Source organism: Streptomyces sp. NPDC050433, from assembly GCF_044458565.1.
GTDB lineage: Bacteria > Actinomycetota > Actinomycetes > Streptomycetales > Streptomycetaceae > Streptomyces.
On sequence record NZ_JBITIB010000008.1, the window covers coordinates 226539 to 248491 of the forward strand.

The 21953-nt window shown below is 71.1% G+C and carries 19 protein-coding genes, 1 pseudogene and 1 riboswitch; of the genes and pseudogenes, 16 read left to right on the forward strand and 4 right to left on the reverse strand.

Annotated elements, in window-relative coordinates:
- Positions 1–20 precede the first annotated feature (20 nt).
- Positions 21–151, forward strand: a riboswitch (FMN riboswitch).
- 173 nt (positions 152–324) lie between these two features.
- The 10 genes and pseudogenes from ribD to ACIBLA_RS12865 all read left to right on the forward strand — a co-directional run bounded on the left by ribD (position 325) and on the right by ACIBLA_RS12865 (position 9171).
- A complete protein-coding gene (gene ribD, locus ACIBLA_RS12820; protein ID WP_363244808.1) occupies positions 325–1464 on the forward strand; it encodes a bifunctional diaminohydroxyphosphoribosylaminopyrimidine deaminase/5-amino-6-(5-phosphoribosylamino)uracil reductase RibD in 1140 nt (379 codons plus the stop codon).
- A complete protein-coding gene (locus ACIBLA_RS12825; protein ID WP_399198541.1) occupies positions 1465–2118 on the forward strand; it encodes a riboflavin synthase in 654 nt (217 codons plus the stop codon).
- 20 nt (positions 2119–2138) lie between these two features.
- Positions 2139–2789, forward strand: coding sequence for a nicotinamide riboside transporter PnuC (locus ACIBLA_RS12830; protein ID WP_399198565.1), 651 nt, complete (start codon positions 2139–2141; stop codon positions 2787–2789).
- Positions 2786–4078, forward strand: a complete 1293-nt coding sequence (locus ACIBLA_RS12835; RefSeq protein ID WP_399198543.1) for a bifunctional 3,4-dihydroxy-2-butanone-4-phosphate synthase/GTP cyclohydrolase II — start codon at positions 2786–2788, stop codon at positions 4076–4078. Before ACIBLA_RS12830 ends, ACIBLA_RS12835 begins: the two co-directional genes overlap by 4 nt.
- A gap of 61 nt (positions 4079–4139) precedes the next feature.
- Complete coding sequence (gene ribH / locus ACIBLA_RS12840) at positions 4140–4625, forward strand: 6,7-dimethyl-8-ribityllumazine synthase (RefSeq protein ID WP_363244802.1); 486 nt, start codon at positions 4140–4142, stop codon at positions 4623–4625.
- A gap of 34 nt (positions 4626–4659) precedes the next feature.
- Complete coding sequence (locus tag ACIBLA_RS12845; protein WP_023543014.1) at positions 4660–4932, forward strand: phosphoribosyl-ATP diphosphatase; 273 nt, start codon at positions 4660–4662, stop codon at positions 4930–4932.
- Positions 4933–5037: 105 nt separating this feature from the next.
- Complete coding sequence (gene hisG, locus ACIBLA_RS12850; protein ID WP_363244801.1) at positions 5038–5886, forward strand: ATP phosphoribosyltransferase; 849 nt, start codon at positions 5038–5040, stop codon at positions 5884–5886.
- Between the two features lie 14 nt (positions 5887–5900).
- Positions 5901–6365: pseudogene (locus tag ACIBLA_RS12855) on the forward strand (PH domain-containing protein); the annotation flags it as partial.
- 269 nt (positions 6366–6634) lie between these two features.
- The gene (locus ACIBLA_RS12860; protein ID WP_399198544.1) at positions 6635–8065 is read left to right on the forward strand and encodes a hemolysin family protein; all 1431 of its coding nucleotides are present in this window, start codon (positions 6635–6637) and stop codon (positions 8063–8065) included.
- Positions 8062–9171 carry a hemolysin family protein gene (locus tag ACIBLA_RS12865; protein WP_363244799.1) on the forward strand — a complete coding sequence of 370 codons (1110 nt, stop codon included), beginning with the start codon at positions 8062–8064 and terminating at the stop codon, positions 9169–9171. The genes ACIBLA_RS12860 and ACIBLA_RS12865 overlap by 4 nt, the downstream gene beginning before the upstream one ends.
- 199 nt (positions 9172–9370) lie before the next feature.
- On the opposite strand, the gene ACIBLA_RS12870 is transcribed toward ACIBLA_RS12865, so the two are convergent.
- A complete protein-coding gene (locus ACIBLA_RS12870) occupies positions 9371–11290 on the reverse strand; it encodes an AAA family ATPase (protein ID WP_399198545.1) in 1920 nt (639 codons plus the stop codon).
- Positions 11291–11665: 375 nt separating this feature from the next.
- Positions 11666–12295 carry a hypothetical protein gene (locus ACIBLA_RS12875; RefSeq protein ID WP_363244797.1) on the reverse strand — a complete coding sequence of 210 codons (630 nt, stop codon included), beginning with the start codon at positions 12293–12295 and terminating at the stop codon, positions 11666–11668.
- Between the two features lie 165 nt (positions 12296–12460).
- On the opposite strand from ACIBLA_RS12875, the gene ACIBLA_RS12880 reads away from it, so the two are divergent.
- Both ACIBLA_RS12880 and ACIBLA_RS12885 read left to right on the forward strand, forming a co-directional pair.
- Positions 12461–13864: a peptidase C39 family protein gene (locus ACIBLA_RS12880; RefSeq protein WP_399198546.1), complete on the forward strand. Its 1404-nt coding sequence runs from the start codon at positions 12461–12463 to the stop codon at positions 13862–13864.
- A gap of 96 nt (positions 13865–13960) precedes the next feature.
- The gene (locus tag ACIBLA_RS12885) at positions 13961–14617 is read left to right on the forward strand and encodes a TetR/AcrR family transcriptional regulator (RefSeq protein WP_399198547.1); all 657 of its coding nucleotides are present in this window, start codon (positions 13961–13963) and stop codon (positions 14615–14617) included.
- A 70-nt stretch (positions 14618–14687) separates the two neighbouring features.
- Here the strand turns inward: ACIBLA_RS12885 and ACIBLA_RS12890 are convergent, their stop codons facing one another.
- On the reverse strand, positions 14688–15929 hold the full coding sequence (locus tag ACIBLA_RS12890; RefSeq protein ID WP_363244693.1) for a glycoside hydrolase family 18 protein: 1242 nt from the start codon (positions 15927–15929) through the stop codon (positions 14688–14690).
- Positions 15930–16331: 402 nt separating this feature from the next.
- Here ACIBLA_RS12890 and ACIBLA_RS12895 point away from each other — a divergent pair, with 402 nt between their 5' ends.
- Positions 16332–17504 (forward strand): acyl-CoA dehydrogenase family protein, encoded by a 1173-nt coding sequence (locus ACIBLA_RS12895; protein ID WP_363244692.1) that lies wholly within the window; start codon positions 16332–16334, stop codon positions 17502–17504.
- A gap of 103 nt (positions 17505–17607) precedes the next feature.
- Here ACIBLA_RS12895 and ACIBLA_RS12900 read toward each other — a convergent pair whose 3' ends face one another.
- Entirely contained in the window at positions 17608–18006 is a 399-nt protein-coding gene (locus ACIBLA_RS12900; protein ID WP_363244691.1) for a hypothetical protein, read from the reverse strand.
- A 203-nt stretch (positions 18007–18209) separates the two neighbouring features.
- Here ACIBLA_RS12900 and ACIBLA_RS12905 point away from each other — a divergent pair, with 203 nt between their 5' ends.
- From ACIBLA_RS12905 to ACIBLA_RS12915, 3 genes are all read left to right on the forward strand, one after another.
- On the forward strand, positions 18210–18650 hold the full coding sequence (locus ACIBLA_RS12905; RefSeq protein WP_363244690.1) for an Lrp/AsnC family transcriptional regulator: 441 nt from the start codon (positions 18210–18212) through the stop codon (positions 18648–18650).
- Between the two features lie 325 nt (positions 18651–18975).
- The gene (locus ACIBLA_RS12910) at positions 18976–20616 is read left to right on the forward strand and encodes an amidohydrolase (RefSeq protein ID WP_399198548.1); all 1641 of its coding nucleotides are present in this window, start codon (positions 18976–18978) and stop codon (positions 20614–20616) included.
- 559 nt (positions 20617–21175) lie between these two features.
- Positions 21176–21943: a polyprenol monophosphomannose synthase gene (locus ACIBLA_RS12915; protein WP_363244688.1), complete on the forward strand. Its 768-nt coding sequence runs from the start codon at positions 21176–21178 to the stop codon at positions 21941–21943.
- The last annotated feature ends 10 nt before the right edge of the window (positions 21944–21953 follow it).

The window sequence follows — 21953 nt, forward strand, 5'->3', positions numbered from 1 at the left end:
CACTGGGCCCGTACCAGCAGCAGCGCACTCCGGGGTCGGTGCAATTCCGAACCGGCGGTTACAGTCCGCGACCCGACCGCTTCCAGCGGCCGGTTGACCAGGTGAAATTCCTGGACCGACGGTGAAAGTCCGGATGGGAGGCAGTGCGCGGCGGGCCGTCATCGGTACGCCGTCGTCGGCGGATCGACGGGTCTTCCTCGGATGACCCGTTGCCTCCGGCCTTGGCGTTCCCGTGTGCGTCGCCCGTTTCTCTGTCGTCATCGACAGGCCCCGGAGTCCGTGCCCCAGAGGCAGGAGGACCCGGTGGCCACCACCACGGCCGACATGGACGCCATGCGTCGAGCCATCGCGCTCGCCGCCCGCGCACTCGGCGCCACGAGCCCCAATCCGGTCGTCGGATGCGTGATCCACGACGCGGCGGGGCTGCCCGTCGGCGAGGGATTCCATCAGCGGGCCGGCGGTCCGCACGCCGAGATCCACGCCCTGCGCGCCGCCGGCGACCGGGCGCGCGGCGGCACCGCCTACGTCACCCTCGAACCGTGCGACCACACCGGCCGCACCGGCCCCTGCACCCGGGCGCTCATCGAGGCCGGGATCGCCCGCGTCGTCTACGCGGTCGGCGACCCGAACCCCCAGGCCACCGGCGGCGCCGACACCTTGCGGGCGGCCGGTGTCCGCGTCGAGCGAGGACCGCTCGCCGAAGAGGCCGAGGCCGGCAACGCCGCCTGGCTCACCTCCGTACGGCTCGGCCGCCCGTACGTCCTGTGGAAGTACGCCGCCACGCTCGACGGCCGCATCGCGGCGGCCGACACCACCAGCCGCTGGATCACCTCCGCCGAGTCCCGCGCCGACGTGCACCGCCTCCGCGCCGAGGCGGACGCGGTCGTCGTCGGCTCGGGCACCGCGCGTGCCGACGACCCGCACCTCGCGGTCCGCGGCGTCGACGGCGCCGTCCAGCCGCTGCGGGTGGTGGTCGACACCGAAGCCACCGCCGTACGGCCGGGGGCACGCGTCCTGGACGGTGCCGCGCCCACGCTGATCGCCGTCGCCGACGACGCGGACACGACGCACCTCAAGGCGGCGGGGCCGGGCGCGGAGCCCGTGGACGTCGTACGGCTGCCGCGCGCCGGGCGCGGGCTGTCCGTTCCCGCGCTGCTCGCGGACCTGCACGCGCGCGGCGTCCGCTCCGTACTCCTCGAAGGCGGCCCGACGCTGGCCGGGGCCTTCGTCGCGGCCGGCGCCGTCGACACGGTCGTCGGCTATCTCGCGCCCGTCCTGCTGGGCGCCGGCCCCACCGCTCTGGGCGACGCCGGAATCACCACCCTCACGCAGGCGTTGCGCCTGCGGATGGCCGAGACCGTACGCATCGGTCCCGATCTCCGCGTCACCGCGACACCCGAACGTGCCACCGCCATCCCGACCGCCAGTACCGCCACCGCCGTCCCCACATCCAAGGAGCGCTGAGTGTTCACCGGAATCGTCGAAGAACTGGGTGAGGTCACCGCCGTCGAGAACCTCGGCGACTCCTCCCGCTTCCGGCTGCGCGGCCCCGCCGTCACCGAAGACGCCAAGCACGGCGACTCGATCGCCGTCAACGGCGTCTGCCTCACCGTCGTCGACCTCGCCGAGGGCGAGTTCACCGCCGATGTGATGGCGGAGACCCTGAACCGCTCCAGCCTCGGTGCGCTGGTACCCGGCTCACGGGTCAACCTGGAACGGCCCATGGCCGTCGGCGACCGGCTCGGCGGCCATATCGTCCAGGGCCATGTCGACGGCACCGGCACGATCGTGGACCGCAAGACGTCCGAGAACTGGGAGATCGTCAAGATCTCGCTCCCCGCCGACCTCACCCGCTACGTGGTCGAGAAGGGCTCCGTCACCGTCGACGGCGTCAGCCTCACGGTGGTCGACGCGGGCCCCGACCACTTCACCGTCAGCCTCATCCCCACGACCCTCGCGCTGACCACCCTCGGCATCAAGAAGCCCGGCGACCCCGTCAACCTTGAGGTCGACGTCATCGCCAAGTACGTGGAGCGGCTGATGACTTCGGGGACCGGGACCGGGGCCGGGTCCGGAGGCGAGGCCGGGGCCGGGGACGCGCGGGGGCCCGTCCGGTGAACGCCCCCTCCTGGCTGGACATGCCCTGGCTGAACGCGGAGGCGTTCACCGCCTTCGGCCAGCACATCATCTGGTCCGACATGATCGGCAACTCCATCGGCCTGATCGCCCTCGCGCTCGGCTGGCGACGCTCGATCCTCACCTGGCCCGCGCAGCTCCTGTCCGGGGTCATCCTCGTCGCCGCCTATGCGTCCGCCCACCTCAGCGGCGGCGTCGGCAAGCAACTCCTCGTCATCGGCGTGGCGTTGTGGGGCTGGCGGATGTGGCAGCGCGGGAGGCGGCGAGACTCCGACGGCTCGGTCGGCACGATCGCCGTACGGTTCGCCACCTGGCCCGAGCGCTGGCTGCTCCTCGGTGGCACGGCGCTGGGCACCCTCGCCGTCGGCGCCCTCTTCACGGCCGTACCCGAGCTGTCCTGGAACCCGTGGCCCGACGCGTACATCTTCGTCGGCACCCTCGCCGCGATGGTCGCCCAGGCGCGCGGTCTGGTCGAGTTCTGGTTCGCCTGGCTCCTGGTCGACCTCGTCGGCGTACCGCTCGCCTTCAGCAGCGGACTCGCCTTCTCCGGCTTCGTGTACGTCGTCTACCTCGGCCTCGTCCTGTGGGGGCTGCGCGACTGGTGGCTGCGCACCCGCGTCGCCACCCCGGCTCTGAAAGGAGCAACAGCATGACCGCACAGCCCACCTGGTACTCCACCGACAACATCGAGGACTTCGCCCTCGACCCCGTGGAGCGGGCGATCATGGACATCGCGGCGGGCCGGCCCGTCGTGGTCGTCGACGACGAGGATCGCGAGAACGAGGGCGACCTGGTGATCGCCGCTGAGAAGGCGACCCCCGAGATCGTCGCCTTCATGATGAGCGAGTGCCGCGGACTGATCTGCGCCCCCATGGAGGGCACGGAGCTGGACCGGCTCGAACTGCCGCAGATGGTCGACCACAACACCGAGTCGATGCGCACCGCGTTCACCGTCAGCGTCGACGCGGGACCGGCCCACGGCGTCACCACCGGCATCTCCGCCGCCGACCGCGCCACCACGCTCCGGCTCCTCGCCGCGGGCGACACGGCCGAGCCCGGCGACTTCGTCCGCCCCGGCCATGTCTTTCCCCTGCGCGCCAAGCCGGGCGGGGTGCTCGTACGCAACGGCCACACCGAGGCGGCGGTCGACCTGGCGCGCCTCGCGGGGCTGCGCCCCGCCGGGGCGATCGTCGAGATCGCGGGCGAGGACGGGGTGATGCTCCGGCTGCCGGAGCTGATCCCGTTCGCGCGCAAGCACGGTCTGACGATCATCTCCATCGAGGACCTGATCGCCCACCGGCGCAGGGCGGAGCCCACCGTCCGCCGCGAGGCCGAGGTCAGTCTGCCCACCGCGCACGGCGAGTTCACCGCGTACGGCTACCGGTCCACCGTCGACGGCGTCGAGCATGTCGCCCTCGTCCACGGTGACATCGGGGACGGCGCCGACGTGCTCGTCCGGGTCCACTCCGAATGCCTGACCGGCGACATCTTCGCCTCGCAGCGCTGCGACTGCGGCCCGCAGCTCCAGACGTCGATGCGACGCGTCACCGAGGCCGGCCGGGGCGTCGTCGTCTATCTGCGCGGCCACGAGGGGCGCGGCATCGGGCTGCTGTCCAAGCTGCGCGCGTACGAACTCCAGGAGCGCGGGCGCGACACCCTCGACGCCAACCTCGAACTCGGCCTGCCCGCCGACGCGCGGGACTACGCGGCCGGGGCACGGATCCTCACCGACCTCGGGGTGCGCAGCCTGCGGCTGATGACCAACAACCCCGACAAGGTCGAGGCGTTGGAGCGGCACGGCCTTGAGGTGACCGCCCGCGAGCCCATGCCCGTCCAGGCGGGGGAGCACAACCTGCGCTATCTGCGCACCAAGCGGGACCGGATGGGGCACGAGCTGCCCTGGCTCGACCCGGCGGTCACGTCGGCATGCGGCAACCAGTAACCACGACGCACATCGCACGCATCACGCATATATCAGCACATACCGGAACAACTGGAGAGACATGAGCGGCAAGGGTGCACCCGAACTGTCCGTCCGCAACTGCGGCGACCTGCGGGTGGCGGTCATCGCGGCCCTGTGGCACGAGAAGGTCATGGACGGACTCGTCGACGGCGCCCTGCGCGCCCTGCGCGAACTGGGCATCGACGAGCCGACCCTTCTCAGGGTCCCCGGCAGCTTCGAGCTGCCCGTCGTCGCCAAGGTCCTCGCCGACCGCGGTTACGACGCCGTCGTCGCCCTCGGCGTCGTCATCCGTGGCGGGACCCCGCACTTCGACTACGTGTGCCAGGGCGTCACCCAGGGCCTCACGAAGGTCTCGATCGACACCGGCGTACCGATCGGGTTCGGCGTTCTGACCTGCGACACCGAGGAACAGGCACTGGACCGGGCGGGACTTGAGGCCTCACGGGAGGACAAGGGGCACGAGGCCGTCACCGCCGCCGTCGCCACGGCGGCCACCCTGCGTACCGTCGCCGAACCCTGGCGCTGACGGCCCGGCCGGAGCGCGTAGGCTAGGCCTCACCATGCCGAAGAAGACGTTCGAGGAGCTCTTCGCCGAGCTTCAGCAGAAGGCCGCCACGGGCGACCCCAGCACCTCCCGCACCGCCGAGCTGGTGGACAAGGGAGTGCATGCCATCGGTAAGAAGGTCGTCGAAGAGGCCGCCGAGGTGTGGATGGCGGCCGAGTACGAGGGCCCCGAAGCGACCGCCGAGGAGATCTCGCAGCTGCTCTACCACGTCCAGGTGATGATGGTGGCGCGTGGGATCTCGCTCGACGACGTCTACGCCCATCTCTGAGCACCACCTTCAGCGACCACCCTCACCCCCCCTCGTACGCGGCGCTCCGTCGCGCCCGCCGATCCCCGTTCGCCGCTGTCACGCACAGGTAAGGAAGGCACTCCCATGCTGCGTATCGCCGTCCCCAACAAGGGCTCACTCTCCGGTGCGGCGTCGGCGATGCTCCATGAGGCCGGCTACCAGCAGCGCAAGGAGTCCAAGGAACTCGTGCTGGTCGACCCGGAGAACGAGGTCGAGTTCTTCTACCTCCGCCCCCGCGACATCGCGATCTACGTGAGTTCCGGCCGTCTCGACATCGGCATCACCGGACGTGATCTGCTGCTCGACTCGGGCGCGGGTGCCGAGGAGATCCTGCCGCTCGGATTCGCCCGCTCCACCTTCCGCTTCGCGGCCAAGCCCGGCACGGCCACCTCCGTCGCCGACTTCGGCGGACTGACGATCGCCACCTCCTACGAAGGCATCGTCGTCAAGTACCTCGCCGACAAGGGCGTGGACGCCTCCGTCGTCCACCTCGACGGCGCAGTCGAGACCGCCATCGAGCTGGGCGTCGCGCAGCTCATCGCGGACGTCGTGGAGACCGGCACCTCGATGCGCAACGCCGGCCTCGAAGTCATCGGCGAGCCGATCATGAAGTCCGAGGCGATCGTCATCCGCCGCAACGGCGCGGACACCGACGAACCGAAGGTCCAGCAGTTCCTGCGCCGCCTCCAGGGCGTCCTGGTCGCCCGCACGTACGTGATGATGGACTACGACTGCCGCGCCGAGCACCTGGAGCGCGCCGTCTCCCTCACACCCGGCCTGGAGTCACCGACCATCTCCCCGCTGCACAACGAGGGCTGGGTCGCCGTCCGCGCGATGGTCCCGGCCGGGGAGGCGCAGCGGATCATGGACGATCTGTACGAGCTGGGTGCCCGCGCCATCCTCACCACGGCCATCCACGCCTGCCGCCTGTGAAGGACTCACACCTGATGCCCGTGCCGGCCCCCCGCCCCGCGCTCCCCGACCCGCCCGCCCTGCCCGTGACGTTCCGGCCGAACGGCACCCGTGCCGTTCTGCTGTCCGTCGGGACGGTCATGCTCTGCGTCATCACGGCCATGTCCCTGACGCTGGAGAAGCTGAACGCGGGGGAGCGCGTCAGCTTCATCTTCGTCGGGCTGCTCTTCTTCGGAGTGCTGTGCCTGCTGAGCCGTCCCAAGGTGGTCGCCGACGACACGGGCGTCACCGTCGTCAATCTCACCCGTGTCCGGCGGCTGGCGTGGGCCGAGATCCTGCGGGTCAATCTGCGGGTCGGCGACCCGTGGGTCTTCCTCGACCTCAGCGACGGCACCAGCCTGCCCGTGCTCGGCATCCAGCCCGGAATCGCCAAGCAGAAGGCCGTACGTGACGCACGCGCCCTGCGCGCCCTCGCGGAGTCGCGCGGCACCGGCGACGACACGTCCACGGACTCCGGCCCGGACACATCCACGGACACATCCACGGACACATCCACGGACACATCCACGGACACCGGTCCCGCGTGAACATTGCGGTGGTCGCCGCAGTGGCTACCCTGGTGGCGGAGGCGCCAAGTGCGCCCCGCCCCGCGTCCGACGGCCGTGAGTTCCGGCCCGCGGGGCATCCTGCGACCCGAGGAGTGACTCCCTCCAGCAATGGACGGATCATCCGGTAGTACCCGCGCCGCCGCCTTCGAAGAGGCGGCGGCATGACCATCCCCCTGCTGCTGCTCGCCGCGGCATTCCTTCTCATCCTCGCCAACGGATTCTTCGTGGCGGCCGAGTTCGGTCTCGTGACCGTGGACCGGCCGGACGCCGAACGCGCCGCCGCGGCGGGCGACCGCCGCGCCCGTGCCGTCGTCCGCTCCCTGCGGGAGCTGTCCTTCCAGCTCTCCGGCACCCAGCTCGGCATCACCATCACCTCACTCGTCGTCGGCATGCTCGCCGAGCCCGCGCTCGCCCAGCTGCTCGACGGCCCTCTCACGGCCACCGGTCTCCCCGAAGGGGCCGTGTCCGGCGTCGCCGTGGTGACCGGCGTGCTCCTCGCCTCCGCCGTCCAGATGGTCATCGGCGAGCTCGTCCCGAAGAACTGGGCGGTCTCCAGGCCGTTGCAGGTCGCGCGCTTCGTCGCCGGACCGCAGCATCTGTTCGCCACCGTCTTCCGGCCCGTCATCACCCTGCTCAACGCGGTGGCCAACCGGCTGGTGCGGCTGTTCGGCGTCGAGCCGACCGACGAGCTGGCCTCGGCCCGTACGCCCGGTGAGCTGGTCTCGCTGGCCAGACACTCCGCGCTGGCCGGCGCGCTCGAACAGGACACGGCGGACCTGTTCGTACGGACCCTGTCCCTCGGCCATCTCACCGCGCAGCACGTGATGACCCCGCGCGTGAAGGTCATAGCCCTCCAGTCGGACGCCACGGTGGCCGACGTGCTCAACCTGACCCGCGCCACCGGACTGTCGCGCTTCCCCGTCTACCGGGAGCGCATCGACGAGATCGTCGGCATGGCCCACCTCAAGGACGCGCTCGCCGTCCCCGCCCACGAGCGGCAGCGGGTGCCGGTCGGCCGGATCACCGTGCAGGCCCAGCTCGTCCCGGAGACGGTGCCGGTGCGGCAGCTCCTGGAGCGGCTGCGCAGCGAGCAGCCCATCGCCGTGGTCGTCGACGAGTACGGCGGTACGGCCGGGGTCGTCACCCTTGAGGACATCGTCGAGGAGCTGGTCGGCGAGGTCCTGGACGAGCACGACAACGAGGGCGACGGGCGCCCCGAACTCGTCTCCGTCGCCACCGACGACGGCCGTCCCACCTGGGACGCCGAGGGCAGCTGCCGGGTCCTCACCCTCCAGCGGATAGGGCTCGAAGTCCCGGACGGGCCGTACGAGACGGTGGCGGGACTGGTCGCCGATCTGCTGGGCCGTATCCCCGCGCCGGGCGACCGCGCGGAACTGCCCGGCTGGCGGCTCTCCGTCCGGCAGGTCGGGCGCTACCGGGCCGAGCGGGTCCGGCTGGTGCGCACCGGCGACGTGCCGGCCCCGCCGCCGGCCACGGCCACGGTCAAGGTCCCGGCTTCGGCCGCAGCGGTGACACCCGCCCTGGCCGCCGCCCCGGCACCCGCCCCGGCGAAGGTGGAGGCGGCCCGGTGAGCGTCCTCCAGCTTCTCTTCGCCGTCCTGCTCGTCCTCGCCAACGGATTCTTCGTCGGAGCCGAGTTCGCGCTCGTGTCCGTACGGCGCAGCCAGATCGAGCCGCTGGCCGCCCAGGGATCGGCACGCGCCAGACAGGTGCTGCACGGTCTGGAGAATCTTCCGCAGATGATGGCCGCCGCGCAGTTCGGCATCACCATCTGCTCCCTGACGCTCGGCGCCGTCGCCGAGCCCACCGTGGCTCATCTCCTCGAACCGGTCTTCCACGCCGCCCATGTGCCCGAGGGCCTTGTCCATCCGCTGGGCTTCTTCGTCGCCCTCGCCGCGGTGGTCTTCCTGCACCTCGTCATCGGCGAGATGGTCCCGAAGAATCTCGCCATGGCCGCGCCGGAGAAGACCGCGATCTGGCTGAGCCCCGGCCTCGTCGGCTTCGCCCGGCTCTGCCGTCCGGTCACCGCCGCCCTCGGCGCCTGCGCCACGGTGGTCCTGCGGGCCTTCGGCGTCGAGCCCAAGGACGAGGTGGAGGCCGTCTTCACCAGCGAACAGCTCAACCGTCTCGTGGAGGACTCCGGCCAGGCCGGCCTCATCGAACCGGAGGAGCAGGAGCGGCTGGAGGACGCCCTGGAACTCGGCTCCCGGCCGGTCACCGACGTCCTCCTCACACGGGCCGGACTGGTGACGGTGACCCCCGCCGTCACGCCCCGCGAGATCGAGGACCTGACGGTGCGCACCGGTTTCTCCCGCTTCCCGGTCTGCGCCGACAACTCCGGGGTGTTCATGGGGTACGTGCACGTCAAGGACGTCCTCGATCTGGAGGACCGGGAGCGTGCCGTACCGCAGCACGTCTGGCGGCCGATGACGACCCTGCGGGCCGAACTGCCGCTGGACGACGCCCTCACCGTCATGCGCCGGGCCGCCACACACCTGGCGCAGGTCGCCGACGCGTCCGGCCGGGTGCTGGGGCTCGTCGCGCTGGAGGACGTACTGGAAATGATCGTCGGCGAGGTACGGGACCCGTCCCACCGGGAGACGACGCTGCCGGTGGCGCTTCGCACCGCCGGCACGTCGGGCCCGCCCGACCCGTCGGATCAGGTCCTCGCGCACTAGGGCGTGTTTGAGAAGCCCCGTCTGGCCCACGACGCCTGGCACGCACGCTCGCCGCGTTGTCGGAGTCATCCAAGTACGTCCAGTACGAGGATGATCCTCCGCCTTGCGATCGCACGCACCAGACGCCGTGGGCCCCGCCCAATGGGCGGACGACGCTACTTCTAAAACACGCCCTAGGTGTCTTGTCGATCAGGCCGGATCAGGGGGCCGGGGGATCCACCGGGCCGCGCCCGCGGTCCTCCGGTCCCCGGCCCGACAGCACCTCGCCGTACGCCTGCATCAGATCCGGCAGCCGCAGCGTGGCAAGGTCGTTGCGCCCCGGCGTGCTGCTGTAGCCGGAGAGCCGCAGATCGCGGTAGGCGCAGCTCTTCTCGTACAGCGTGCGCAGGAAGCGGCCGTTGCCCAACTCGTCGATCCATCCCTGGTCGACCACGTGGCCGCTGATGCTGCGCAGCTCGTCCAGCGCCTCCTCGTCCCACACGTCGTCGTTCTCGGCGGCCAACACCTCGCCGATCGCGGTCAGTTCGAGGGGGCGGTAGCTGGGGAAGTCGACGCGCGTCGTGAAGCGGGACGACAGTCCGGGGTTGGTGGCGAGCAGCCGGTCCATGCCCTCCGGATAGCCGGCCAATATCACCACGAGATGGTTCCGGTTGTCCTCGGCGCGTTTCAGGAGCACCTGAAGGGCCTCGTCGCCGTACGCGTCGCCCTTGCTGTAACCGGAGTTGGCCAGGCTGTACGCCTCGTCGACGAACAGCACACCGCCGATCGCCGAGTCGATCAGCTCGTTCGCCTTCACCGCCGTCTGGCCCAGGAACTCACCGACGAGATCGGCTCGTTGGGCCTCCACCAGATGGTCGCCGCCGAGCAGCCCGAGGGCGTAGAAGACCCGGCCGAGGATGCGCGCGACGGTCGTCTTCCCGGTGCCCGAGGGGCCGGAGAAGACGAAGTGACGCTTGGGCGGCTGCACGGGCAGCCCCTGACCGGCCCGTAACCGCGCCATGTTGAGCTGCGCGGACAACGCCTTGACCTGCCGCTTGACCGGCTCCAGGCCGACCATCCGCTCCAACTCGGCCAGCGCCTCCGCGAGCAGGACCGGATCCGTCGGGCGGTCGGGGAACCGCGGGGGAGCGGGCTGCGCCGGCACGAGGGCCTTCTCCCGTATCCCGTCCGCCGGATCGGTCGCGTCCGCCGGGTTCGCCGGGACCCCCACCCCGAACGGGGACTGCCCGTCGACGCCCGGCCGCGGGTCCGCCCCTTGCGGATACTCGCCGTCGGACTGGGCGTCGACCGCGTCCTGGCCGAAACCGGCCAGCGCGACCGACGCGAGACCGGTCGACTCGTCCGCCCCGTCGTACCCGTCGGAGTCGGTGATCGCGGCGAGCCGGGCGGCGGTGTCCATGAAGGTGGGGTCGATACGGTGCACGGCCCGGTACAGCGGCAGCGCGGCGGCGCTGCGCCCGGTCCCCTCGTGCGCGCGGGCCAGCCAGTACCGCAGCTCCTTGCGCTGCGGCTGCTCGCTGCGACAGCGCATCAGGGAGGTCGCGAGCAGCGGCTCGGCCTGCCCGTACATCTCCAGCCGGACGCGTGCCATCCCGCCGAAGAGACCCGCCTCGATGCCCAGCAGCGGGTCGTTGACGAGGGATTCGGTGTGGCGCACCAACTGGTCCCAGTCCTTGACCAGATAGGCGCGGCAGGCGTGCAGGAAGCGCACATGCGGATCGGCGTCCACGGGCGGCAGCCCGGCGAGCGCCCGGTCCAGCTCGGGCACATGCCGGCCGTCGAGCCAGTGCGAGGCGTGCGCGAGCAGCAGATCGCGCCGGCTCTCCAGCACGGGCTGCACCCACCAGCCCAGCCAGTACCAGGAGTTGAGCGTGCGGCGGTGCTGGGAGCGCTGCTCGCCGAAGCGGTCACGGTGGCGGTACATGTGCAGCAGCGCGGTCGTGGTGTCGACCCGCAGCGCGTGCAACCCGAGCCAGCCGTCGGCCATTCCGGGATCGAGCCGTACGGCCTCCCGGAACTCCTCCTCCGCCTGGGGGTACGCCCCCATCGTGTAGGCGTCCACACCACGCACCCACGCGAGATCGGCCGGGGCGCCCGCGCCCTGCGTGCCGATGTCCATCAGGCCCCCCACAAACCATGACCCCGTGATGTCCCGCCGGGCGGGCGCCCGTCGGCAGAGCGTGCTGAACCACCTTGTCGTGGACGGGAATTGACCCCTGACCAACCCAACCAAGGGGCATCGTACCTGCGCAGAGGGTGCACGACTAAGGGCGCAGCCGTCCCCGCACACACCGGTGACCCAGGGTGATCGCTGGGTGGGGGACGGCGTCGGGGAGGGGCGGAAGAGGACAGAACGAAGCCCCCGATCACGGGGGAACAACCGGGGGCTTCGTGTCTGCGACGGCTCCGAAAAGCCGCACATTGAGAACGTAAGACCTGTCCCACCCCTTGGTCAAGCCGAGTTGAGGCACCTTTGGGGCTGATTTCCGACTGCTCAGTACGGAGGGAGTGGTCGATCACCGTGAGTGACGGAGTCATCGTGCCGTGCGGTCGCAGGAGTTCCGGGCAGCCACTTGTATCCCTCCTGCCACTCGCGCACCAGAACATCGGCGTAAGGACGCGACGGATCGGCCGCGAAATGGCGCGTCTCCGCCCGTGTCCAGCTGTCCCAGAAGGCCGAGAGGCCGGATCCGTCGCGCTCGCGGCCCCGTCGCCATGACTCCTCGGCGCCCCGGTCCATCCACAACAGCCTCGCGAGCCGCGGCCGTACCGCCGCCCGGCCCGCGCCCACCCCTTCGATCAGGACGACCGGCGCGGGGAGCAGAGGGCGGGGCGCACGGAAGCGCCGCAGGGTCCAGTCGTACGGCGCGTACCGCGCGCTGGTGCCGTGCGCGAGCGGTTCGAGCACGTCGTCGGCGAGCCGCCGCGTCCAGTCGAAGAACGCGTCGTGCGTGGCCAGGTCGTCCAGTCGCAGCACGGGCGCCCCGCCGAGCGCGGCGGCGAGCCGCGTGGCGAAGGTGCTCTTGCCGGAACCGGCGTGGCCGTCGATCGCGATCAGCCGTACCGGGCCGCAAGAGGGCGGCAGCGCGCGCAGGGTCATGGCGGCTTCGGTGAGGTCGTCCACCGGGCCACCCTATGCGGGGGAGCGGGTGCTCGGGCCGGCGGCTCATGTCACTGGTGGAGACCAATATTGGTCCGCCGACGCGGGGTGTATCTCTGGCAGAAGCCGTCCGGGACCCGCGATAGTTGACGAACTGTTGTGCACCCTGACCACTGACCCGGGGGTCCCATGAACAACCCAGCTCCTTCCCGGAACAGCCCGGCGTCGCGCCGTACGGTGCTCGCCACCGCCCTCGCAGCGGCCGGCGCCGGCATGCTCTCCGCCGCCGTGCCCGCCCTGGCCGCGCCGCCCTCCGCACCGTCCGCCCGCTCAGGCTCCCCGGCCGCCGGCCACCGCGAGGGCACGCCGGTGGACAACCGGTTCTGGAGCTCGTCCACCGACTGGCGCGGCGGCACGGGCAACGGCACCAAGGTCCTCCCCGGCACCCGGTCCGGCCTGGTCGTCGCCACCCCGGCGGGCAGCACCGACTACGCCGACCCGCACACCGGCAGGACCAGCACCTGGGAGTACGCCACCTGGACCTCGCCCGTCCACCGCTCCAAGGTCCCCGCCACCGAGGCGATCGCCTCCTGGAACGCCGACACCCCCGCGGGCACCTGGATCCAGACCGAGCTGCGCGGCACCTACTCCGACGGTGCGGCGACCCCCTGGTACGTGATGGGCCGCTGGGCGGCCGGGGACGGTGACATCCGCCGTACGTCCGTCGACGACCAGAGCGACGACCGCAGCAGCGTCTGGACCGACACGTTCGCCATCGACGACCCGGCGAGCGGTCTGCGGCTGGTGTCGTACCAGCTCCGCCTCACGCTCTACCGCAAGCCGGGCACGACGCTCACGCCCACGGTCCGGCGGGTCGGCGCGATGGCCTCGGACATCCCTGACCGGTTCACCGTCCCGGCGGCCGAGCACCAGGTGGCGCGCGAGCTGACCGTGCCGCGCTACTCGCAGAACACGCACATCGGCCAGTACCCGGAGTACGACAACGGCGGCGAGGCCTGGTGCAGCCCCACGTCCTCGCAGATGATCATCGAGTACTGGGGCCGTAAGCCCACCCCCGCCGACCTCGCCTGGGTGAACCCGGACTTCGCCGACCCGCAGGTCTGCCACGCGGCCCGGTACACCTTCGACTACCAGTACGACGGCTGCGGCAACTGGCCGTTCAACGCGGCCTACGCGACCACCTACAAGGACATGAACGCCGTCGTCACCCGGCTCGGCTCGCTCACCGACGTCGAGCGGCTGATCCGCGCGGGCATCCCGGTCATAACGTCACAGTCGTTCCTGGAGAAGGAGCTGACCGGCGCGGGCTACGGCACCTCGGGCCATCTGATGACCGTGATCGGCTTCACGGCCGCCGGAGACGTGGTCGCCAACGACCCGGCCTCGCCGAGCAACGCGGCCGTACGGCGGATCTACAAGCGCCGCGAGTGGGAGAACATCTGGCTCCGGACCAAGCGCTACAACGCCGCCGGCACGGTGGTCTCGGGAACCGGCGGCGTCTGCTACCTCTACTGGCCGGTGGAGCCGACGGCCGCCCAGCGCAGTGCACTGGAGGCGGTCGGCGTGCGCTGAGGCCGGCAGGGCATCGGCGGCACCGGTCCCGGCACGCCACAGGGGGTCTGCAATACTGCGGATCTCCTGTGACGGCCGAGACGGGGAAGCGCGGACTTGAACAACAGGCAGCAGCGCGGCGAGAGCGAGCGGGCGCAGTTGCGCCGCTCCGAACTCATCGCCACCGGCCGGAAGTTGTTCGCCAACACGTCGTACGACGCCCTGTCGATGGACGACATCGCCCAGCACGCCGGCGTCGCCAAAGGGCTGATCTACTACTACTTCAAGAACAAGCGCGGCTACTACCTCGCCATCATCGAGGACTCGGTGACGGAGTTGGTCTCGCTCGCCGCCGGCGGCGGCGACCTCCCGAACACCCAGCGCGTCCAGCGCACCGTCGAGGCCTATCTCCGGTTCGCCCAGTTCAACGAGGCCGCCTACCGGACGATCATCACGGGCGGCGTCGGTTTCGACACCCAGGTGCAGGCGATCCGCGACGCGGTGCGAACGGGGCTGGTCGCCACCGTCGCCCAAGGCGCTTACGGCCGGCAGGACATCCCGCCGATAGCCAGGCTCGCCCTGCTCGGCTGGCTCAGCAGCGTCGAGTGGCTGACCCTCGAATGGCTGGAGCACCGCGAGGAGCTGACGCGGGAGATCCCGCGCGATCTGCTGGTGCGCATGCTGCGGCACACGCTCGACACGATCGAGGAGTTCGCGCCGGAGTGCCCGGCGCCGCCACCGGACCCGGACTTCCGCCCGTACACCGGCCGCTGACCTGACGGGTTCACACACGAATGCCGGGCGGGGCGCGCCTCCGCACCCCGCCCGGCACCTTTCGACCGCGCTAGTTGATCGCCTTGATCAGCTCACCGTCGGTCGTGTCGCCGCTCAGCTCCCAGAAGAAGGTGCCTCCCAGGCCCTGCTCGTTCTTGTAGTTCATCTTGGTGCCGATGGTGGCGGGGGTGTCGTAGCTCCACCAGTTGTTGCCGCAGTACGCGTACGCCGTACCGGCCACGGTGCCGTTGGCCGGGCAGGTGTTCTTCAGGACCTTGTAGTCCTCGATGCCCGCCTCGTACGTGCCGGCCGCCGCGCCCGTCGCGCTGCCGCCCGGCTCGGCCTGGGTGACCCCGGTCCAGCCGCGCCCGTAGAAGCCGATGCCGAGCAGCAGCTTCTCGGCCGGGACGCCCTTGGCCTTCAGCTTGGTGATCGCCGCGTCGGAGTTGAAGCCCTCCTGCGGGATGCCGTCGTACGACGTGAGTGGCGAGTGCGGAGCCGTGGGGCCCTGCGCCGCGAACGCGCCGAAGAAGTCGTACGTCATCGGCAGATACCAGTCGAGATACTGGGCCGCCGAGCCGTAGTCGGTGGCGTCGATCTTGCCGCCCTCGGACGCGTCGGCGGTGATGGCCGCCGTGACGAGGTCGCCGCCGAATTCGGTACGGAGCGCCGACACCATGTTCGTGAAGGCGTCGGGCCCGCTGGTGTCGCAGGTCAGACCGCAGGCGTTCGGGTACTCCCAGTCGATGTCGATGCCGTCGAAGACATCGGCCCAGCGCGGGTCCTCGACCAGGTCACGGCAGGACTTGGCGAACGCGGCCGGGTTCTTCGCCGCCTCACCGAAGCCGCCCGACCAGGACCAGCCGCCGAACGACCAGATCACCTTGAGGTCGGGGTTGAGCGCCTTGAGCTTGCGCAGCTGGTTGAAGTTGCCGCGAAGCGGCTGGTCCCAGGCATCGGCCACACCGTCGACGCTCTGGTCGGCGGTGTAGGCCTTCTCGTAGTCGGCGAAGGCGTCACCGATGGTGCACTTGCCGCCCTGGACGTTGCCGAACGCGTAGTTGATATGCGTCAGCTTGTCGGCCGACCCGGAGGTCCGGATGTTCTTGACATGGTAATTCCGGTCGTAGACACCCCAGTTGGCGAAGTATCCGATGACCTTCTCACCGGCGGCCGTGGGGGCTGCCGGGGCCTTCTCCTGGTCCGCCGCCGCGGTACCGGCGCCGGCCAGCAGGGACAGGCCGAGCACGGCCGTGCAGACTCCGGCGACGAGCGCCCGGAAGCGGGTGGGGGGACGGTGCGGTCTGACCATGAGGTCTCCTCGTGGGGAGGGAGATCGAGGTCCATGACGCCGGTGTCGACTTGGCATGGACGCGAAATGTGTTCACCGGGACGGTAGAAGGACTAGACCAGTGGGTCAATGGTGCGGACTAACTTCTCCCCGGACGGAACGCGGGGTGGACGCCTGGTGCCCGGAAGCGGAACCGAAGCGGAACCGTGGCCGGGGCTGACCTCCCGTGACTGCGCCCCGCCGATCGGGCATACTCAACGCGCCACAGCCGCTGGTCAGCCGCGCCCGTGACCCGGGAAGGCAGCATCGGCTGGGCAGTATTCCTGTCCGGGGGCACCCCCGGACCTCGACCCGGCCGGCGGCCCGCGCCACACCCAGCGTGCCCGCCCGTCGTAGCGTCCCGACAGGGAGGAGAGCGCCGCCATGCCCGACCGCGCCCCGCGAACGGTGGAACGTCAGCTGCCCACCGAGGAGTCCAAGGACCTGCTCGCACTCGTACGCGACATCATCGAGCGGGAGATCGTCCCCACGGCGGCCGAAGAGGAGGAGGCGGGCCACTTCCCGCGGGAGAACTTCTCCCTCCTCTCCGAATCGGGACTGCTCGGCCTCCCGTACGACTCCGAACACGGCGGCGGCGACCAGCCGTACGAGGTCTACCTCCAGGTCCTCGAAGAGCTGGCCGCGGCCCGTCTCACCGTCGGCCTCGGCGTCAGCGTCCACTCCCTCGCCTGCCACGCGCTCGCCTCGTACGGCACCCCCGAGCAGCAGGCCACGTATCTACCGGCCATGCTGGGCGGCGGTCTGCTCGGCGCGTACTGCCTCTCCGAGCCCACCTCGGGCTCCGACGCGGCCTCACTGCGCACGAAGGCCGTCAAGGACGGCGACGACTGGGTGATCACCGGCACCAAGGCCTGGATCACCCACGGCGGCGTCGCCGACTTCTACACCGTGCTCGCCCGCACCGGCGGCGACGGTGCGAGCGGCATCTCGGCGTTTCTGGTGCCCGGTGACGCCGACGGGCTGGTCGCCGCCGCGCCCGAGAAGAAGATGGGCATGAAAGGCTCGCCCACCGCCCAACTCCACTTCGACGGCGTCCGGATCGGCGACGACCGGCGGATCGGCGACGAGGGGCAGGGGTTCGCGATCGCCCTCGCCGCGCTCGACTCGGGCCGTCTCGGGATCGCGGCCTGCGCCGTGGGCGTCGCTCAGGCGGCCCTCGACGGCGCCCTGGAGTACGCGACGGACCGCCGGCAGTTCGGCCGCCCCATCGCGGACTTCCAGGGGCTGCGCTTCATGCTCGCCGACATGGCCACCCGGATCGAGGCCGGACGCGCCCTGTACCTCGCTGCGGCACGGCTGCGGGACGCGGGTCTGCCGTTCTCCCGGCAGGCGGCGATGGCGAAGCTGTTCTGCACGGACGCGGCGATGCAGGTCACCACGGACGCCGTTCAGGTGCTCGGCGGCTACGGCTACACCGCCGACTTCCCCGTCGAGCGCTACATGCGCGAGGCGAAGGTGCTCCAGATCGTCGAGGGCACCAACCAGATCCAGCGCATGGTGATCGCGCGGCATCTCGCGGGACCAGAAACCCGCTGACTGTCCGTCGGTCGCACTTGTCCGTCCGTCGGTTGTCGCCAACTGGCGGACGGGGCAGGTGGATTGACGAGAAGTCAGCTCGAAGGCGGACCGTGACGAGACGTCAGGCGGCGTGCCGAAGCAGATGCGTCAGCTTGACGGGGCGTGAACTCGGGCCGCCCGCGTGGGAGAACGGCTGGGTGCGCCAGTCCAGTCCCTGAGGGAGCGTCAGCAGCAGTGCGGTGTCCTGCTCCTGGGCGTCCAGCGACGCGTCGGCAGGCCCGGCGTCCGTGGCCGAACGGCCCGTACCCGCGCAGACGGTGAGGACGAACGGATTCCACGGACTCGGGCACAGCGCGTGCTCCGGCAGGCTGTCCTCGTCCGCGAGCAGGGCGATCGGCTGGGAGCAGTCCGGGCACACGACCCGGAACATCTCGAAGGTGTCGTAGAAGTCGAGCTCATCGGCCTCGACGGGATCCAAGGGCTCCGGTTCGATACGTCCGGCGCGCTTCAGGCTCTGCATGCAGACACTCCCCCTCGGGTGGGCCGACAGCCACGTGCGGCCTCGACCACAGCAAGCAATGCCCGTCGCGCGAGGCAGGTAACCGTAAGGTCTCGACCGACCCGGTGACATACCTGTGGTGTTCGTCACATGCCCGGCGCAGGTGACGATCCGGTACGCCGTCCGCTGTGCCGGAAGCGACCTCGGGCAATAGGTTGATCCGCATGGAGGAGCTGGATCGTCAGATCGTGGAATTGCTCGTCAAGGACGGGCGGATGAGCTACACCGACCTGGGCAAGGCCACGGGGCTGTCCACGTCGGCGGTGCATCAGCGCGTCCGCAGACTGGAGCAGCGCGGAGTCGTACGCGGCTACGCCGCCGTGGTGGACCCCGAAGCCGTCGGGCTGCCGATGACCGCGTTCATCTCGGTCAAGCCGTTCGACCCCAGCGCGCCCGACGACATCGCGGAACGGCTGGCGCCGATCCCCGAGATCGAGGCGTGCCACAGCGTGGCCGGCGAGGAGAACTACATCCTCAAGGTGCGGGTGGCGACGCCGCTGGAACTGGAGCACCTGCTGACCCGCATCCGCACGCTGGCGGGGGTCTCCACCCGTACGACGGTGGTCCTGTCCACGCCGTACGAAGCCCGGCCGCCGCATTTTTGAGGGCTCGGTTCGCCTCCGGGGCGCTGTAAGCCGGTGTCGACGGTCGACCGTGCAGACCCTCTTTTTGAGGGCTCGGTTCGCCTCCGGGGCGCTATAAGTCGGTGTCGACGGTCGACCGTGCTCAGCCCCTCGTTCCTCGGGGCCTCTGCGCGCTCTCCCTTTCGACACCGACGCGCCCCTTCGGCTCACTCGCCGGGGGGGAGTCACCGGGCGGGCCAGATCCAGCCCGTCCGGCGTTTGAGGACGAAACCGCCCACCGGGCGGACCTGGCATCGCCGGACCCCTGCGCGCCGTCGGGTGACCGTGAGGCGGGAGACTGGGCGGCATGAACGATCGTGCCGCCCCCCAGAGCGAACCCCGCACCGTGCTGCTGCGCGGTGGAGACGTACACAGCCCAGCCGACCCCTTCGCCACGGCGATGGTCGTCGAACGCGGGCATGTCGCCTGGGTCGGCTCCGAAGGCGCCGCCGACTCCTTCGCCGCCGGTGTCGACGAGACCGTCGACCTCGAAGGCGCCCTCGTCACCCCCGCGTTCACCGACGCGCACGTCCACACCACCGCGACCGGCCTCGCCCTCACCGGACTCGACCTGTCCGGCGCGGCGACCCTCGGGGACGCGCTCGCGCTCGTACGCGCCCACCGCACCGCGCACCCCGGCGAGCGCGTCCTCCTCGGGCACGGCTGGGACGCCGCGCGCTGGCCCGAGCGCCGGGCGCCCACCCGCCGGGAACTCGACGAGGCGGCCGACGGCCGGCCGCTCTACCTGACGCGCGTCGACGTCCACTCGGCCGTGGTGACCACCGCCCTGCTCGATCTGGTGCCCGGCGTCACCGAACTGGCCGGATTTCATCGCGACGCCCCGCTGACCGGCGACGCGCACCACGCCGTGCGCGCCGCCGCACACGCCGCCGTGACCCCCGCGCAGCGCACCGAGGCGCAGCGCGCCGCGCGCGCCCGCGCCGCGTCGCTCGGCATCGGCACGCTGCACGAGTGCGCGGGCCCCGACATCTCCGCCGAGGACGACCTCACAGGGCTGCTGCGGCTCGCCGAGGACGAGACCGGCCCCCGTGTCCACGGTTACTGGGCCGAGCACGTCAGCGACGCCAAGGGCGCGGCCCGCATCCGCGAACTCGGCGCCATCGGCGCGGCGGGCGATCTCTTCGTGGACGGCTCGCTCGGTTCGCACACCGCCTGGCTGCACGAGCCGTACGCGGACGCCCCCCACACCGGCACCGCGAACCTCGAAGCGGCCGACATCGCCGCCCATGTCACGGCCTGCACCGAGGCCGGTCTCCAGGCCGGCTTCCACGCCATCGGAGACGCCGCGATCAGCGCCGTCGTCACCGGGACGCGCGCCGCCGCCGATGTGCTCGGCCTGGCCAGGATCCGGGCCGCCCGCCACCGGGTCGAACACGCCGAGATGCTGACCCCCGAGACCGTGGCCGCCTTCGCCGAACTCGGCCTGAACGCCTCCGTCCAGCCCGCGTTCGACGCGGCGTGGGGCGGTACGGACAGCATGTACGCCGACCGGCTCGGCGAGGCGCGCGCCGGCACCCTCAACCCGTACGCGGCCCTGCTGCGCGCCGGCGTGCCGCTCGCCTTCGGCTCGGACAGCCCCGTGACCGCGCTCGACCCCTGGGGCACCATCAGGGCCGCCGCCTTCCACCGCACACCCGCCCACCGGATCTCCGTACGCGCCGCCTTCACCGCCCACACGCGCGGCGGCGGGCGCGCCGTCGGCCGCGACGACACGGGGGTGCTCGTCCCCGGCGCGCCCGCCGACTACGCGGTCTGGCGCACCGAGGAACTGATCGTCCAGGCCCCCGACGACCGGGTCTCCCGCTGGTCCACCGACCCGCGTTCGGGGACGCCGGGACTGCCCGATCTGACCCCCGGCGCGGCCCTGCCCGTCTGTCTGCGGACCGTCGTGGGCGGGCGAACGGTGTTCGTGCGACCGAACGAGTGATGTACCCGCGTTTCCGTACCGCCGACCGATGCTTCCCGGCCACTGTCACAACCAGCTGATCCTCCCCGCTGACCTGCTGAAACAGGTAAATGCCGCAGGTCAAAGGAGTATTGACAGCAAGCACTCACCGGCCGGTAGGTTCGGCCGGGTCCACCAAAGGACGTCCGACCGGCAACTCCCACGCAGTCGTCGAACGCCGCTGGATCATGGGGTGGTGTGCCGCACCGGCGCACCACCACTGGGAGCCAGGTTCAGCGCCCGCGCCTCGGGGGCAGGGGAAGGTTCCTGCCGGCCGGCGGGTGCGACCCGGGTAGGGCCCCGGCGTTCAGTAGACAACGGCTTTCGGTCGACCCGCAGCCGGCGGGTCCCTGGTCGGCCCGAAGGACGCCGGGACCCGATCCGCAGCCCCCGTGGCCCCCGGATCGCCCCGCTCCCTCCCCGCTCCGCCGGATTCCGGCCGCTCGCGTCCGTCGCCGTACGACACCGCCCCCGTGTGGACGGCGACCCCTCGGGTGCTCGCTAAGGTGGTACTTCTGCGTAAGGCGATTAAGGGGCAGTTGTGAACGACGGTGGTCAGAGGCAGTACGGCCCGCTCGGCGCAGCCTTGGTGATCATCCCGACCTTCAACGAGGCGGAGAACATCAAACGGACCGTCAGCCGCCTGCGCGCGGCGGTCCCGGAGGCCGACATCCTCGTGGCCGACGACAACAGCCCCGACGGCACCGGCAAGATCGCCGACGAACTCGCCGCCGAGGACGACCAGGTCCACGTCCTGCACCGCAAGGGCAAGGAAGGACTGGGCGCGGCCTATCTGGCGGGTTTCCGCTGGGGCATGGAGCACGACTACGGCGTCCTGGTCGAGATGGACGCCGACGGCTCCCACCAGCCGGAGGAACTGCCCCGGCTGCTCACCGCCCTCAAGGGCGCCGACCTCGTGCTCGGCTCGCGCTGGGTTCCCGGCGGCCGGGTGGTGAACTGGCCGCGGACACGGGAGATGATCTCCCGCGGCGGCAGCACGTACTCACGCGCACTGCTCGGCCTGCCGCTGCGCGACATCACCGGCGGTTTCCGCGCCTTCCGTACGGAGACGCTCGACCGTCTCGGCCTGGAGGAGGTCGCCTCGCAGGGCTACTGCTTCCAGGTCGACCTCGCGCGCCGCGCCGTCGAGGCCGGCTGCCATGTCGTGGAGGTGCCCATCACCTTCGTCGACCGCGAGCTGGGCGACTCCAAGATGAGCCGGGACATCCTCGTGGAAGCGCTCTGGCGGGTCACCGCGTGGGGCGTCGGGACACGGGCCAACCGCTTGCTCGGCCGCAAGCCGCTCTGATCCGGCCGCC

Excerpts from the sequence above, each read along its gene's own strand:
- ribD (WP_363244808.1), top strand. The coding sequence starts at position 325 with ATGGACGCCATGCGTCGAGCCATCGCGCTCGCCGCCCGCGCACTCGGC.
- ACIBLA_RS12830 (WP_399198565.1), top strand. The coding sequence starts at position 2,139 with ATGCCCTGGCTGAACGCGGAGGCGTTCACCGCCTTCGGCCAGCACATC.
- ACIBLA_RS12835 (WP_399198543.1), top strand. The coding sequence starts at position 2,786 with ATGACCGCACAGCCCACCTGGTACTCCACCGACAACATCGAGGACTTC.
- ribH (WP_363244802.1), top strand. The coding sequence starts at position 4,140 with ATGAGCGGCAAGGGTGCACCCGAACTGTCCGTCCGCAACTGCGGCGAC.
- ACIBLA_RS12845 (WP_023543014.1), top strand. The coding sequence starts at position 4,660 with ATGCCGAAGAAGACGTTCGAGGAGCTCTTCGCCGAGCTTCAGCAGAAG.
- hisG (WP_363244801.1), top strand. The coding sequence starts at position 5,038 with ATGCTGCGTATCGCCGTCCCCAACAAGGGCTCACTCTCCGGTGCGGCG.
- ACIBLA_RS12860 (WP_399198544.1), top strand. The coding sequence starts at position 6,635 with ATGACCATCCCCCTGCTGCTGCTCGCCGCGGCATTCCTTCTCATCCTC.
- ACIBLA_RS12870 (WP_399198545.1), bottom strand. The coding sequence starts at position 11,290 with ATGGACATCGGCACGCAGGGCGCGGGCGCCCCGGCCGATCTCGCGTGG.
- ACIBLA_RS12880 (WP_399198546.1), top strand. The coding sequence starts at position 12,461 with ATGAACAACCCAGCTCCTTCCCGGAACAGCCCGGCGTCGCGCCGTACG.
- ACIBLA_RS12890 (WP_363244693.1), bottom strand. The coding sequence starts at position 15,929 with ATGGTCAGACCGCACCGTCCCCCCACCCGCTTCCGGGCGCTCGTCGCC.
- ACIBLA_RS12895 (WP_363244692.1), top strand. The coding sequence starts at position 16,332 with ATGCCCGACCGCGCCCCGCGAACGGTGGAACGTCAGCTGCCCACCGAG.
- ACIBLA_RS12900 (WP_363244691.1), bottom strand. The coding sequence starts at position 18,006 with ATGCAGAGCCTGAAGCGCGCCGGACGTATCGAACCGGAGCCCTTGGAT.
- ACIBLA_RS12905 (WP_363244690.1), top strand. The coding sequence starts at position 18,210 with ATGGAGGAGCTGGATCGTCAGATCGTGGAATTGCTCGTCAAGGACGGG.
- ACIBLA_RS12910 (WP_399198548.1), top strand. The coding sequence starts at position 18,976 with ATGAACGATCGTGCCGCCCCCCAGAGCGAACCCCGCACCGTGCTGCTG.